The organism is Streptomyces sp. CB01373, assembly GCF_002803075.1.
Classification (GTDB): domain Bacteria; phylum Actinomycetota; class Actinomycetes; order Streptomycetales; family Streptomycetaceae; genus Streptomyces.
In genome coordinates this window covers 226898-241330 of sequence record NZ_NNBK01000013.1, presented here as the reverse complement: position 1 = coordinate 241330, position 14433 = coordinate 226898, and the positions used below count along the sequence as shown (strand labels likewise).

Below are 14433 nucleotides of genomic sequence, written 5' to 3'. Positions count from 1 at the left end.
GAGCTACTCGGCCGAGGACACCTCGCCCTCGTCCGTGCCGCTGGTCGCGGCCCCCTCGGCGGTCTCGTCCACGGCCACGTCGCCGTCGACTTCCTCCGCCTCGCGCCCCGCCTCGGCGTTACGTGCGATACCGACGACGGCATCGCGCTTCCCCAGATTGATCAGTTGGACGCCCATGGTGTCACGGCCCGTCTCCCTGACCTCGTTGACTCGCGTACGAATCACACCGCCCGAGAGCGTGATGGCGAGGATCTCGTCGGTCTCCTCGACAACCAGCGCTCCCACGAGCGAACCGCGGTCCTCCACGATCTTGGCGGCCTTGATGCCGAGGCCGCCACGACCCTGGACGCGGTACTCGTCGACACGGGTCCGCTTGGCGTACCCGCCATCGGTGGCAGTGAACACGAACGTACCGGGTCGAACAACATTCATCGAGAGCAGTTCGTCGCCACCGCGGAAACTCATGCCCTTGACACCCGAGGTGGCACGGCCCATCGGACGCAGAGTGTCGTCCGAGGCGGTGAACCTGATCGATTGCGCCTTCTTGCTGATCAGAAGCAGATCATCATCGGCGGAGACCAGCTCGGCCCCGATCAGTTCGTCATCGGAACCGCCCTCCTGCTCACGCAGGTTGATCGCGATGACACCACCGGAGCGAGGAGAATCGTAATCCTTCAGAGGCGTCTTCTTGACCAGGCCCGCCTTGGTGCCGAGCACCAGGTACGGCGCCGCTTCGTAGTCGCGGATCGCGAGGATCTGAGCGATCGCCTCGTCCGGCTGGAAGGCCAGCAGGTTCGCCACGTGCTGACCGCGCGCGTCCCGGCCGGCGTCCGGCAGCTCGTAGGCCTTCGCCCGGTAGACCCGGCCCTTGTTGGTGAAGAACAGCAGCCAGTGGTGCGTGGTGGAGACGAAGAAGTGGTCGACGATGTCGTCTTCCTTCAGCTTCGTGCCGCGCACGCCCTTGCCGCCGCGCTTCTGGGCGCGGTAGTCGTCGGTCTTGGTCCGCTTGATGTAGCCGCCGCGGCTGACCGTGACGACGATGTCCTCTTCGGCGATCAGGTCCTCGATGGACATGTCGCCCTCGTAGGGGATCAGCTTCGTCTTGCGGTCGTCGCCGAACTTCTCGACGATCGCCGCCAGCTCCTCGCTGACGATCCCGCGCTGGCGGACCGGGGAGGCGAGGATCTGGTTGTACTCGTTGATCTTGGTCTGGAGCTCGTCGTGCTCCTGGACGATCTTCTGCCGCTCCAGGGCGGCCAGTCGCCTCAGCTGCATCTCCAGGATGGCGTTGGCCTGGATCTCGTCGATCTCCAGCAGGCTCATCAGGCCCTCACGCGCGACCTCGACGGTCGCACTGCGCCGGATGAGCGCGATGACCTCGTCGATGGCGTCCAGGGCCTTCAGCAGACCGCGCAGGATGTGCGCCCGCTCCTCCGCCTTGCGCAGCCGGAACCGCGTACGGCGGACGACGACCTCGACCTGGTGCGTCACCCAGTGACGGATGAACGCGTCCAGCGACAGCGTGCGCGGCACGCCGTCGACCAGCGCCAGCATGTTGGCGCCGAAGTTCGTCTGCAGGTCGGTGTGCTTGTAGAGGTTGTTCAGGACGACCTTGGCGACCGCGTCCCGCTTGAGGACGATCACCAGGCGCTGACCGGTGCGCGAGCTGGTCTCGTCGCGGACGTCCGCGATACCGCCGATCTTGCCGTCCTTCACCAGGTCGGCGATCTTCTGCGCGAGGTTGTCCGGGTTGACCTGGTACGGCAGCTCCGTGACCACCAGGCACTGGCGGTTCTGGATCTCCTCGACCTCAACCACGGCGCGCATGGTGATCGAGCCGCGGCCGGTGCGGTACGCCTCCTCGATGCCCTTGCGGCCGACGACGAGCGCGCCGGTGGGGAAGTCCGGGCCCTTGATCCGCTCGATCAGCGCGTCGAGGAGCTCCTCGTGGGAGGCCTCCGGGTTCTCCAGGTACCACTGGGCACCGGAGGCGACCTCGCGCAGGTTGTGCGACGGGATGTTCGTGGCCATGCCCACCGCGATACCGGCCGAGCCGTTGATCAGCAGGTTCGGGAAGCGGGCGGGCAGGACGGTCGGCTCCTGGGAGCGGCCGTCGTAGTTGTCCGTGAAGTCGACGGTCCCCTCGTCGATGTCGCGGACCATCTCCATCGACAGCGGCGCCATCTTGCACTCGGTGTAGCGCATGGCCGCCGCCGGGTCGTTGCCCGGCGAACCGAAGTTGCCGTTGGAGTCCACCAGCGGCATCCGCATCGCCCACGGCTGCGCGAGGCGGACCAGCGCGTCGTAGATCGAGGAGTCGCCGTGCGGGTGATAGTTGCCCATGACGTCGCCGACGACGCGGGCGCACTTGTAGAAGCCGCGGTCGGGGCGGTAGCCGCCGTCGTACATCGCGTACAGCACGCGGCGGTGGACGGGCTTGAGACCGTCCCTGACGTCCGGCAGCGCACGCGAGACGATGACGGACATCGCGTAGTCGAGGTACGAACGCTGCATCTCCGTCTCGAGCCCGACGGGCTCGACGCGCATGGCGAGTTCGCCGCCCTCTTCAGGGGTGACTGGAGTGTTCTCGTCGGCCATTGCTGGTGAGGATCCTTCCTGGTGCGGTCAGCTGAGACCGACTCAGATGTCGAGGAAGCGGACGTCCTTGGCGTTGCGCTGGATGAACTGGCGGCGGGCCTCGACGTCCTCGCCCATCAGGACCGAGAACAGGTCGTCGGCCTGGGCGGCGTCGTCGAGGGTGACCTGGCCGAGCACACGGTGCTCCTGGTCCATGGTGGTCACACGCAGCTCCTCGGCGTTCATCTCGCCGAGACCCTTGAAGCGCTGGATCGAGTCCTCACGGACCCGCTTGCCGCGCTGGCGGCCCATCTCGAGGAGCGCGTCGCGCTCGCGGTCGGAGTACGCGTACTCGACGTCCTCCCGGCCCCACTTGATCTTGTACAGCGGGGGACGCGACAGGAACACGTGCCCGGCCTCGACCAGCGGCCGCATGAAGCGGAACAGGAAGGTCAGCAGCAGGGTGTTGATGTGCTGGCCGTCGACGTCGGCGTCCGCCATCAGGATGATCTTGTGATAGCGGAGCTTCTCGATGTCGAAGTCCTCGTGCACACCCGTGCCGAACGCGGAGATCAGCGCCTGGATCTCCTGGTTCTGCAGGATCTTGTCGATCCGCGCCTTCTCGACGTTGAGGATCTTGCCGCGGATCGGGAGGATCGCCTGGTACTCCGGGTTGCGGCCGGACTTGGCCGAGCCGCCGGCGGAGTCGCCCTCGACGATGAAGATCTCGCACTTGGTCGGGTCGTTCGACTGGCAGTCGGAGAGCTTGCCCGGCAGCGAGGCCGACTCCAGCAGGCCCTTGCGGCGGGTGAGGTCGCGGGCCTTGCGGGCCGCCACGCGCGCGGTGGCCGCCTGGATGCCCTTGCGGATGATGTCCGCCGCCTCGACCGGGTTGCGGTCCAGCCAGTCGTTGAGGTGCTCGTAGACGGCCTTCTGGACGAAGGTCTTCGCCTCCGTGTTGCCCAGCTTGGTCTTGGTCTGGCCCTCGAACTGCGGCTCGCTCAGCTTGACCGAGATGATCGCCGTCAGACCCTCGCGGATGTCGTCGCCCGTGAGGTTGTCGTCCTTGTCGCGCAGCAGCTTCTTGTCGCGCGCGTACTTGTTGATCAGGCTCGTGAGGGCCGCGCGGAAGCCCTCCTCGTGCGTACCGCCCTCGTGGGTGTGGATGATGTTCGCGAAGGAGTACACGCCCTCGCTGTAGCCGCCGTTCCACTGCATGGCGACCTCGAGGGACAGGCTCTTGTCCTTGTCCTCGGCCTCCAGGTCGATGACGGTGGGGTGCACCACTTCGCCCTTGCGGGAGTTGAGGTACTTCACGAAGTCGACGATGCCGCCGTCGTAGCGGTAGACGACCGCCTTGACCTCGTCCTTCTCGTCCGCACCCGCCTCGTCCGCCCCCGACGTGGCCTTCGCCGACTCACGCTCGTCGGTGAGCTTGATCGTCAGGCCCTTGTTGAGGAACGCCATCTCCTGGAAACGCCGCGACAGCGTCTCGAAGGAGTAGTCGGTGGTCTCGAAGATCTCCGGGTCGGCCCAGAACGTGACGGACGTGCCGGTCCGCTCGATGGCCTCGTGCTTGGCCAGCGGAGCGGTCGGGACGCCCATCTTGTAGTCCTGCGTCCAGCGGTGGCCGTCGGTCCTGACCTCGACCGAGACCTTGGCCGACAGGGCGTTCACGACGGAGACGCCGACACCGTGCAGACCGCCGGAGACCGCGTAACCGCCGCCCCCGAACTTACCGCCCGCGTGCAGGACGGTCAGCACGACCTCCAGGGCCGGCTTGTTCTCGGAGGGGACGATGCCCACCGGGATGCCGCGGCCGTTGTCGACCACGCGCACGCCGCCGTCGGCCAGGATCGTCACGTCGATGGTGTCCGCGTGCCCGGCCAGCGCCTCGTCGACGGAGTTGTCGACCACCTCGTACACGAGGTGGTGCAGGCCGCGCTCACCGGTGGAACCGATGTACATGCCGGGTCGCTTGCGGACCGCGTCCAGACCCTCGAGGACGGTGATCGCGCTGGCGTCGTAGGAGGCCGTGACCTCGCCGTTCGAGGATGCGGCCCCGTTCACGCCGGCGTCGGTGGACGGGATGTTCTCGTTGGGGTTGCCGGAATCGGCCACGAAGCGCCCTTTCTGGCACAGCACGAGCCGGGCTCCTGGGGGTGCCCCCTCCGGGGAGGGTTGCCGGAGCGGCTGCGGCATGTTGCGTTGGTAAGCCTTGATCAGCGTTGCTCAGCTTTTCCCGGACGGTCCCCACGATTGGGGCGGGATCTCCTTCCAGTCTACCGGTAGCGCCGACAGTGATGGGGGTTTGCCGGTACCTGAGTACGCATGTGGCGCCCTCAACCGGTCTTGGCCGGGTCCCGATATGCACAAGGGGGCTCCGAGAGGCTCACAGCGGCACTCAGCGCTTCCGGGCGTCAACACTTCGCTACTCCCGGGTCACGTAGGGATTCGCAAGAGCGTGCGGATGCGCGGAGGACCGCCGTCACGCACCCCGAAAGGGCCGTCAGGGCCCCGCTGTGTGACGTCTGTCACCCATAGGTGTCGCCGGGTCCCGTACTGCCCGGAACCCGCAGCGGACCGTACCGGCGACCACCGCTGCCCGGCCCGAACACCTTGATCGTGCGCACCGCGCCGTGCCCCAGGTCCTCGTTGAGCCGGGCCACCAGCGTCGGAGCCAGCAGCCGCAGATTCGTCGCCCACGCCGTCGAATCGCAGCGCACGGACAGCACCCGCTCGTCCTCGTCGTAGCGATCCGGCACACAGTGCTTGGCCACGTCCGCCCCGACGATCTGCGGCCAGCGCCCCATCACACCGCCCACCGCGGCAGGAGCCTCCCAGCCGCGCTCGGTGATGAGCCGGTTGATCGCCGCGCCGAGAGCCATCGGATCACGGCCGTCCGCCCGCGCCCCGGAACGCAGACCACCACGCCGCGCCTGCTTCCGCTGCTGCGCCGCGTCCCCACGCGCGCGTGCCGCCTCCTTCGCCGCACGCAGCGCCACGCGCGCGAGGTCCACGCCCGACGGCTCGGGCGCCTTTCCCCGGCCCGCGTCCCGCTCGCCGCTCATACGCGCTCCACCGTCCCGTCCGACACGGTGAACCGCGTACCCGTCAGCACGTGCGGTACGTCGTCGTCGACCGCGGCGGTCACCAGCACCTGCTCACCGGGCGCCACCAGCTCCGCCAGCCGCTCACGGCGACGGCTGTCCAGTTCCGCGAAGACGTCGTCGAGGATCAGCACCGGCTCATTGCCCTCCGCGCGCAGCAGGTCGTACGACGCCAGGCGCAGCGCCAGGGCGAACGACCAGGACTCGCCGTGCGAGGCGTACCCCTTCGCCGGCAGCTGGCCGAGCCTGAGCACCACGTCGTCCCGGTGCGGCCCCACGAGCGTCACGCCCCGCTCGATCTCCTGCTTGCGGACCTCCGCGAGCGCGGCCATCAGCTGCGCGTAGAGATCCTCACGCGTGTGTGCCTCGCCCGGCGCCGACGGCTTGTACTCCAGCACCACCGGACCACCGCCGGGCGCCAGCTGCTCGTACGCCTTGTCCGCCAGCGGCTCCAGCGCGGCGACCAGGTCAAGACGCTGCGCGAGCAGCTCGGCGCCCGCCCGCGCCAGATGCTGGTCCCACACGTCCAGCGTGGACAGGTCCATGGAACGACCGCCGTGCCGGCGCGCCAGCGCGGCCGACTTCAGCAGCGTGTTGCGCTGCTTGAGCACCCGGTCGTAGTCCGAGCGCACCCCCGCCATGCGCGGGGAACGCGCCGTCACCAGCTCGTCGAGGAACCGCCGCCGCTCCCCGGGATCGCCCTTGACCAGGGCCAGATCCTCGGGCGCGAACAGCACGGTCCGCACGATGCCCAGCACATCCCGCGGCCTGACCTGCGAGGAGCGGTTGATACGGGCGCGATTGGCCCGCCCGGGGTTCAGCTCCAGCTCGACCAGCTGCTGCCGCTCGCCCTGCCGCACCTGCGCCCGGACCACCGCACGCTCGGCGCCCATGCGGACCAGCGGAGCGTCGGAGGTGACCCGGTGGCTGCCGAGCGTGGCCAGATAGCCGATCGCCTCGACGAGATTCGTCTTGCCCTGGCCGTTCGGGCCGACGAACGCCGTGACACCCCGGTCGAGCGGCACCTCGGCCCGGACGTACGAGCGGAAGTCGGCCAGCGACAGATGCGTGACGTGCATGGTCGTTCACCGACCTCCCCCGGCGTTGCGGACCGCCGAGACGGTCCGGTGAAACTACTTCTTCTCCACGGCGTGACCGCCGAACTGGTTGCGCAGCGCGGCGATCATCTTCATCTGCGGCGAGTCGTCCTGACGCGAGGAGAACCGCGCGAACAGCGAGGCCGTTATCGCGGGCAGCGGCACGGCGTTGTCGATGGCCGCCTCCACGGTCCACCGGCCCTCGCCGGAGTCCTGCGCGTAGCCCCTCAGCTGCTCCAGGTGCTCGTCCTCGGCGAGGGCGTTCACCGCCAGGTCAAGCAGCCAGGAGCGGATGACGGTGCCCTCCTGCCAGGAGCGGAAGACCTCGCGGACGTTCTCCACGGAGTCGACCTTCTCCAGCAGCTCCCAGCCCTCGGCGTAGGCCTGCATCATCGCGTACTCGATGCCGTTGTGGACCATCTTGGCGAAGTGGCCCGCCCCGACCTTGCCGGCGTGCACGGCGCCGAGGTCGCCCTCCGGCTTGAGCGCGTCGAAGACCGGCTGCACCTTGGCGACGTTCTCCGCGTCGCCGCCGTACATCAGCGCATAGCCGTTCTCCAGGCCCCACACACCGCCGGAGACGCCGCAGTCGACGAAGCCGATGCCCTTGGCGGCCAGTTCCTCGGCGTGCCTCTCGTCGTCCGTCCAGCGGGAGTTCCCGCCGTCCACGACCACGTCGCCGGGCTCCAGCAGCTCGGCGAGGGCGTCGATCGTGCCCTGGGTGGGCTCGCCGGCCGGGACCATCACCCAGACCACGCGCGGGCCGTGCAGCTTGCCCACAAGCTCTTCCAGGCTGTGGACATCGGCGAGGTCCGGGTTGCGGTCGTATCCGATGACGGTGTGGCCGGCGCGGCGGATCCGCTCGCGCATGTTGCCGCCCATCTTGCCGAGGCCGACGAGACCGAGCTCCATCAGTTGCGTTCCTTAGGTTTCACGACGTGGCGTTGCGGCACTTTCGTACCTGCGTCCGAGCCTAGACCCGGACGCTCGCGCACATCCGTGGGCATACCCGCTCATTCGTATGCCCGGACCTGAGGCCGCCACCTGCGGGAACGCGCCCGGCAGGCAGCCCGCTCAGCCGCTCAGGCGCACCGGCATGATCAGGTACTTGTAGGCCTCGTCCGCCTCGGCGTCCACCGCGGGCTTGCCGCTGAGCAGCGCCGGCTTGGTGGACGTCGTGAAGGACAGCTGCGCCACCGGGGAGTCGATCGCGCTGAGGCCGTCCAGCAGGAACGTCGGGTTGAAGGCGATCGAGATGTCGTCGCCCTCCAGCTGCGCGTCGACCCTCTCCACAGCCTGTGCGTCGTCGCTGGAGCCGGCCTCCAGGATCAGCACGCCCTGCTCGAAGCTCAGGCGCACCGGGGTGTTGCGCTCGGCGACCAGCGCCACGCGCTTGACGGCCTCCACGAAGGGGGCGGTCTCGATGACGGCCACGGAGTTGAACTCGGTCGGGAACAGGGTGCGGTACTTCGGGAGGTCGCCCTCCAGCAGCCGCGTGGTCGTACGCCGCCCGGCACCCTCGAAGCCGATCAGGCCCTCACCGGAACCCGAGCCGGACAGTGCCAGGATCACGCTGTCGCCGCTGGTCAGCGCCTTGGCGGTGTCCAGCAGGGTCTTGGCGGGCACCAGGGCGACCGCGGAGGCGTCCGGGTTCTCCGGCTTCCACAGGAACTCGCGGACCGCGAAGCGGTAGCGGTCGGTGGAGGCCAGCGTGACGGTGTCGCCCTCGATCTCGATGCGGACACCGGTCAGCACGGGCAGCGTGTCGTCGCGGCCGGCCGCGATCGCCACCTGCTGCACGGCGGAGGCGAAGACCTCGCCGGGGACCGTGCCCGTCGCGTTCGGCATCTGCGGGAGCGCCGGGTACTCCTCCACAGGCAGGGTGTGGAGGGTGAAGCGCGAGGAGCCGCAGACCACCGTCGCCCGTACACCGTCTGTGGAAATCTCCACCGGCCGGTTGGGCAGGGCGCGCGAGATGTCGGCGAGCAGGCGGCCGGAGACGAGAACCGTGCCCTCCTCCTCGACCTCGGCCTCCACGGACACACGCGCCGAGACCTCGTAGTCGAAGCTGGACAGGCTCAGCTGGCCGTCCTCCGCCTTGAGCAGCAGGCCGGCGAGAACAGGCGCCGGCGGACGGGCCGGCAGGCTGCGTGCCGCCCACGCCACTGCCTCCGCGAGTACGTCGCGTTCCACCCGGATCTTCACCGTAAGCCGCCTCCTGCTGTTGCTACTGAGTCCTCCGACTCGGTGTCACCGCCCACTGGGACGGGAAGGACACCGGGGACCAGTCTGACGCACAGCACTGACAGTAGGCGCCCGTCGGGGTCAAGTCGCTGCGAGGCGCGGTCGGGCTCGAGAGCTCGAGTTGTGCACAGGCCCCGCTTCGAAACGGATTCCGCTCTCTCTCTGGTCAGCAGTAGTAGTAGGGCCTGTGGATACCGTGGATAACCACGTTTGCCCAGCTCAGCACGGGAATTTTGTCCACGGGCCCTGTGGGTGGGACCGGTGGACAACTCACCGTCTCTGTGGAGAACGGGAAGTTCTGCACACCCCGCCCACAGGCTGAGGGCAGTTCTCCCCAGCTGCGTCCCCAGCTTTACCCAGGTTTCCCACATGCCAACCGTGTGGCTCGGTGTGACGGCTTTCACTCGACGCGGTGACCAGGGGCGTCGCGTTGCCGAACAGTGGACAGGGGTGTGGAGAAGCAGCCGATCCTTGGGGACAACGGCCCCCAGCCTGTGGGTTGCCGGTGGACAACTCTGGCCGCCACCTGTGGACATCCGCTTCATCCACAGTCTGTGGAGATCGTTCGTCCACCATTCCACAGGCCTCTGAGCTGGGGGGATGATGTGCCGATCGCACAGCCTGTGGAAGCGATCTGGACAACTTCCCGGTCCCCAGGATGTGGACGGAAAAAAGTCGGCGAATCTGTGGAGGACGGCCGTAACCCGCCGCGGATTCGAACAGCGGTGGACGCCCGACGGCTCGGGGCAGTACGCCGCGACGGCTCAGGGACGGGCGGCGCAACGGCTCAGCGCCGGACGGCTGGACGCCGCAACGACTCAGGGCGCCTCCGGGATCCGCTCCCGGAGGCGCCCTGAGCGCCGCTGTGGGTGTTCTCAGCCGTTCTTGATGCGGTTGGTCAGCTCCGTGACCTGGTTGTAGATGGAGCGCCGCTCGGCCATCAGCGCGCGGATCTTGCGGTCCGCGTGCATCACGGTGGTGTGGTCGCGGCCGCCGAACTGCGCGCCGATCTTCGGCAGCGACAGGTCGGTCAGCTCCCGGCACAGGTACATGGCGATCTGGCGGGCCGTGACCAGCTGGCGGCCGCGCGAGGTGCCGCACAGGTCCTCGACCGTGAGGCCGAAGTAGTCCGCGGTCGACGCCATGATGGCCGGCGCGGTGATCTCGGGGGTCGAGTCCTCGCCGCCGGGGATGAGGTCCTTCAGGACGATTTCCGTCAGGCCCAGGTCCACCGGCTGCCGGTTGAGCGAGGCGAACGCCGTCACCCGGATCAGCGCGCCCTCCAGCTCGCGGATGTTGCGCGAGATCCGCGAGGCGATGAACTCCAGCACCTCGGGCGGGGCGTTCAGCTGCTCCTGCACCGCCTTCTTGCGCAGGATCGCGATACGCGTCTCCAGCTCGGGCGGCTGGACGTCGGTGATCAGCCCCCACTCGAACCGGTTGCGCAGCCGGTCCTCCAGCGTCACGAGCTGCTTGGGCGGCCGGTCGCTGGAGAGCACGATCTGCTTGTTGGCGTTGTGGAGGGTGTTGAAGGTGTGGAAGAACTCCTCCTGCGTCGACTCCTTGTCCGCGAGGAACTGGATGTCGTCGACGAGCAGGATGTCCATCTCGCGGTACCGCTTGCGGAAGCTGTCGCCCTTGCCGTCGCGGATGGAGTTGATGAACTCGTTGGTGAACTCCTCGGAGCTCACGTAGCGCACGCGCGTGCCCGGGTACAGGCTGCGCGCGTAGTGGCCGATCGCGTGCAGCAGGTGCGTCTTGCCGAGCCCGGACTCCCCATAGATGAACAGGGGGTTGTACGCCTTGGCGGGTGCCTCGGCGACGGCGACCGCGGCCGCGTGCGCGAAGCGGTTGGACGCGCCGATGACGAACGTGTCGAAGAGGTACTTGGGGTTCAGGCGCGCGGTCGGCTCGACGGGTCCGGCCGCCGGTGCGGGCTGCGCGGCCAGCGGGCCGGGGGCGCCGTGGGGGCCGCCGCGGCGCGCATGACCGGGGCCGGCCGGCTCCGGCTGCTCGCGGTGGCCGGTGTCGCGCTGGTCGTAGTCACGGGCGTCACGGGCCTCGTAATCGCCGCGGGACGGGTCGTAGTCGGAGCGCGGCTGGTCGTACGGCGGGCGCTCCATCGAGGGGGAGCGGTAGTCCTGCGCGTAGGAGTCCTTGGCCGGCCCGTACGCGTCCTGGTGGCCGTATCCGGTCTCCTGCGGGCCGTAGGCGTCCTGGGACGGCGAGGCGTAGGGGTCCCGCTCCGGGAAGCCGAGCCGCTGCTGCTGCCACCCGTAGTCGTCCTGGTGGTGGCGGGGCCAGGCGCCGGGCTCGGGACGCTGGTACTCGGCGTACTCCGAGGGGTAGGCGGGACGGGCGGTCGGGAGGTGGTCGCCGCCGTCCGCCGGCTGGGCGCCCGTGCGATGGGGCGGCATCTGGTCGCCCTGGCCGCCCGGGTACTGGTCGGGGCGGGCGGGACGGTGGGCGTCCGCCCGGCGCCTGCCGTAGCCCTCGTAGCCGCCGCCCTGGCCCGTGGGCAGCTCCTGGTCCTCGTAGCGCGGCGCCGGGGCGGGCGCGGGGGCCTGGGACTCGCCCACAGAGCTGTCGACGGTGATCGCGATGCGGATCGGGCGGCCGCACTCGCGGCTCAGCGACTCGCTGACGGCCGGGGCGAGGCGCCCTTCGAGTACGCCCTTGGCGAATTCGTTCGGCACCGCGAGCAGCGCGGTGTCCGCGACCAGCGCGAGCGGCTGGCAGCGCCGGATCCAGTGTTCGTCCTTCGCCTCGACGCCGTGTACGTGTCCCTCGCCGAGAAGCTGGTCAAGAACCCGTGGCCACACTGCGGCAAGATCGGCAGGTACGTCAGCCACAGGGCACGCTCTCTCACAGGTCCCACGAACGTGTGGTGCGGGACGGGTCGGTATCTAAAACGGGTGGGGCGGGGGACATGGGAACGAATCGGAGTCCAGTCACGGTAGTCAGCGTGACGGCTGCGGTTCAAGTCGTTGTCCCCAGCCTGTGGACAGTGTCCCTCGGGGGAGGCGGGTTTGACCGGATGGCCCAGCCGCGCGTACCGTACCCAGGTCGAGTTGTCGATGGCTGCTGCCGCCTGCCTCCGAAGGGCACAGATCACGTCAAGGGTGATCGGACAGCGGTGCACTTGGGCGTTACTGCGAGCTACTCGTGGGCGCACGGTGACAGCCAGGACGGCACCCCGCCACTACTGATTCTTTCTGGAGCCCCCGAGTGAGCAAGCGCACCTTCCAGCCGAACAACCGTCGTCGCGCGAAGACCCACGGCTTCCGGCTGCGTATGCGCACCCGTGCCGGCCGCGCGATTCTCGCGTCTCGCCGTAGCAAGGGTCGCGCCCGTCTGTCCGCCTGATTCCGGTCAGGTCATGACGTCGTGCTGCCCACCCAGAACCGGCTGAGGCGGCGCGAGGACTTCGCGACCGCGGTACGACGAGGGCGTCGAGCCGGACGCCCGCTTCTCGTCGTCCATCTACGCAGCGGTGCCACGGACCCGCACGCGCCAGGGGAGAGCGCTCCCCCGTCGCGTGCGGGTTTCGTCGTGAGCAAGGCGGTGGGCGGCGCGGTCGTCCGCAACGCGGTGAAGCGCAGACTTCGCCATCTGATGCACGACCGAGTCGCCTTGCTGCCCCCCGGTAGCCTGGTAGTCGTACGAGCGCTGCCCGGTGCGGGCGACGCCGACCACGCACAGCTGGCCCGAGACCTGGATGCCGCCCTTCGACGGCTGCTGGGAGGGGGCACGCGATGAAGTACCCGCTGCTGGCTCTGATCAAGCTGTACCAGTGGACCATCAGCCCGTTGCTCGGGCCGGTGTGCAAGTACTACCCATCGTGTTCCCACTACGGCTACACGGCCATCGACCGGCACGGTGCGATCAAGGGAACGGCGCTCACAGCGTGGCGCATCCTACGGTGCAATCCGTGGTCGCTCGGCGGTGTGGACCATGTTCCGCCGCGCAAGCGTCCGCGGTGGCACGAAATGCTGCGTGACGCCTGGCGTGCGCGCAGGGGCGGGTCCTCCGCCGCCGAAACGGCCACCGACGGGAAGATGCCGGCGGTCCCGGCCGCAGAGACCTCGTCCCATGCCCAAGGAGCATGATTAGTGGACACGATTGCCAGCCTCTTCAGCTTCATCACGACACCCGTTTCCTGGGTCATCGTCCAGTTCCACACGGTGTACGGCACGATCTTCGGCCCTGACACCGGGTGGGCCTGGGGCCTGTCCATCGTGTCCTTGGTGATTCTGATCCGCGTCTGCCTGATTCCGCTCTTCGTGAAGCAGATCAAGGCGACCCGGGCGATGCAGACGCTCCAGCCCGAGATGAAGAAGATCCAGGAGCGCTACAAGAACGACAAGCAGCGCCAGTCCGAAGAGATGATGAAGCTCTACAAGGAGTCGGGTACCAACCCGCTCTCCTCGTGCCTTCCCATCCTGGCGCAGTCGCCGTTCTTCTTCGCCCTGTACCACGTGCTCAACGGCATCGCGACGGGCAAGACGATCGGTGTCATCGACGATCAGCTGCTGGCCAGTGCCCGTAAGGCGCACATCGTGGGGGCGCCGCTCGCCGCGAAGTTCATGGACAGCACCGACAAGGTCACCGCGCTCGGCGCCACGCTGACCGACGTCCGCGTGGTGACCGCAGTCATGATCATCCTGATGTCGGCGTCGCAGTTCTACACGCAGCGCCAGCTGATGACGAAGAACGTCGACACGACGGTGAAGACGCCGTTCATGCAGCAGCAGAAGATGCTGATGTACGTCTTCCCGGTCATGTTCGCCATCTTCGGCATCAACTTCCCCGTCGGTGTCCTCGTCTACTGGCTGACCACCAACGTGTGGACCATGGGCCAGCAGATGTACGTCATCCACAACAACCCCACCCCGGGTTCCAAGGCCCAGGCCGCCTACCTGGAGCGGCTCTTCAAGCACGTCTCGCACCATGGCAAGACCCGCAACCGGCGGGAGAAGGCCATCGTCAAGGCGATCGTGGTCAAGGGTCGTGACCGCAACGAGTTCGAGCGCAAGTTCATCAACGGTCTGAACAAGGCGGGTCTCGCGGCCCAGTCGGACGGCTCCGTGATGAAGGGCGAGAACGCCGCCGTGGCGCAGGCCGAGGACGGAACGACCACTACCGCCACCGCTACCGCTCCCCGGCGCCAGCAGCCCAAGCGGCAGAGCAAGGCGCAGCGTCAGTCGGGCGGCACGAAGCCGGCCGAGGAGGCGACGGAGTCCTTGTCGCTGACCAAGTCCGACGAGCCGGAGGACGCTCCGGCCGCGGCGGGCAAGAAGGCCGCCTCGAAGCCCGGCAACGGCACCCGCAGCAAGGCCCAGTCCGGACAGCGCAAGGGTCCGCAGCGGCCCAAGTCCCCGTCCAAGAAGTAAGAAGGAGCCCAT

At 68.4% G+C, this 14433-nt stretch carries 11 protein-coding genes; 4 read left to right on the top strand and 7 right to left on the bottom strand.

All coding sequences use genetic code 11. The annotated features are described in order from the left end of the window. Positions 1 to 3 precede the first annotated feature (3 nt). From gyrA to dnaA, 7 genes are all read right to left on the bottom strand, one after another. Entirely contained in the window at positions 4 to 2598 is a 2595-nt protein-coding gene (gyrA, locus tag CG719_RS22860; protein WP_100570538.1) for a DNA gyrase subunit A, read from the bottom strand. 42 nt (positions 2599 to 2640) lie between these two features. Continuing rightward, a complete protein-coding gene (gyrB, locus tag CG719_RS22855; RefSeq protein ID WP_100570537.1) occupies positions 2641 to 4722 on the bottom strand; it encodes a DNA topoisomerase (ATP-hydrolyzing) subunit B in 2082 nt (693 codons plus the stop codon). 389 nt (positions 4723 to 5111) lie between these two features. Further along, entirely contained in the window at positions 5112 to 5648 is a 537-nt protein-coding gene (locus tag CG719_RS22850; RefSeq protein WP_100570536.1) for a DUF721 domain-containing protein, read from the bottom strand. Further along, on the bottom strand, positions 5645 to 6766 hold the full coding sequence (gene recF, locus CG719_RS22845) for a DNA replication/repair protein RecF (protein WP_100570535.1): 1122 nt from the start codon (positions 6764 to 6766) through the stop codon (positions 5645 to 5647). Before recF ends, CG719_RS22850 begins: the two co-directional genes overlap by 4 nt. 54 nt (positions 6767 to 6820) lie before the next feature. Next, positions 6821 to 7696: a phosphogluconate dehydrogenase (NAD(+)-dependent, decarboxylating) gene (gnd, locus tag CG719_RS22840; RefSeq protein WP_100570534.1), complete on the bottom strand. Its 876-nt coding sequence runs from the start codon at positions 7694 to 7696 to the stop codon at positions 6821 to 6823. Between the two features lie 162 nt (positions 7697 to 7858). Further along, entirely contained in the window at positions 7859 to 8989 is a 1131-nt protein-coding gene (gene dnaN / locus CG719_RS22835; RefSeq protein ID WP_100570533.1) for a DNA polymerase III subunit beta, read from the bottom strand. Between the two features lie 914 nt (positions 8990 to 9903). Then, on the bottom strand, positions 9904 to 11880 hold the full coding sequence (gene dnaA / locus CG719_RS22825) for a chromosomal replication initiator protein DnaA (protein WP_100570532.1): 1977 nt from the start codon (positions 11878 to 11880) through the stop codon (positions 9904 to 9906). Positions 11881 to 12256: 376 nt separating this feature from the next. Between dnaA and rpmH the strand changes: the two genes are divergently transcribed. Genes rpmH through yidC form a run of 4 tightly spaced genes read left to right on the top strand, consistent with a single transcriptional unit; the run spans position 12257 to position 14421 of the window. After that, positions 12257 to 12394 carry a 50S ribosomal protein L34 gene (gene rpmH, locus CG719_RS22820; RefSeq protein WP_003956500.1) on the top strand — a complete coding sequence of 46 codons (138 nt, stop codon included), beginning with the start codon at positions 12257 to 12259 and terminating at the stop codon, positions 12392 to 12394. 21 nt (positions 12395 to 12415) lie between these two features. Beyond that, positions 12416 to 12787 (top strand): ribonuclease P protein component, encoded by a 372-nt coding sequence (gene rnpA, locus CG719_RS22815; RefSeq protein ID WP_100570531.1) that lies wholly within the window; start codon positions 12416 to 12418, stop codon positions 12785 to 12787. Then, the gene (gene yidD, locus CG719_RS22810; RefSeq protein ID WP_100570530.1) at positions 12784 to 13137 is read left to right on the top strand and encodes a membrane protein insertion efficiency factor YidD; all 354 of its coding nucleotides are present in this window, start codon (positions 12784 to 12786) and stop codon (positions 13135 to 13137) included. Before rnpA ends, yidD begins: the two co-directional genes overlap by 4 nt. A gap of 3 nt (positions 13138 to 13140) precedes the next feature. Beyond that, positions 13141 to 14421 carry a membrane protein insertase YidC gene (yidC, locus tag CG719_RS22805; RefSeq protein WP_100570529.1) on the top strand — a complete coding sequence of 427 codons (1281 nt, stop codon included), beginning with the start codon at positions 13141 to 13143 and terminating at the stop codon, positions 14419 to 14421. The last annotated feature ends 12 nt before the right edge of the window (positions 14422 to 14433 follow it).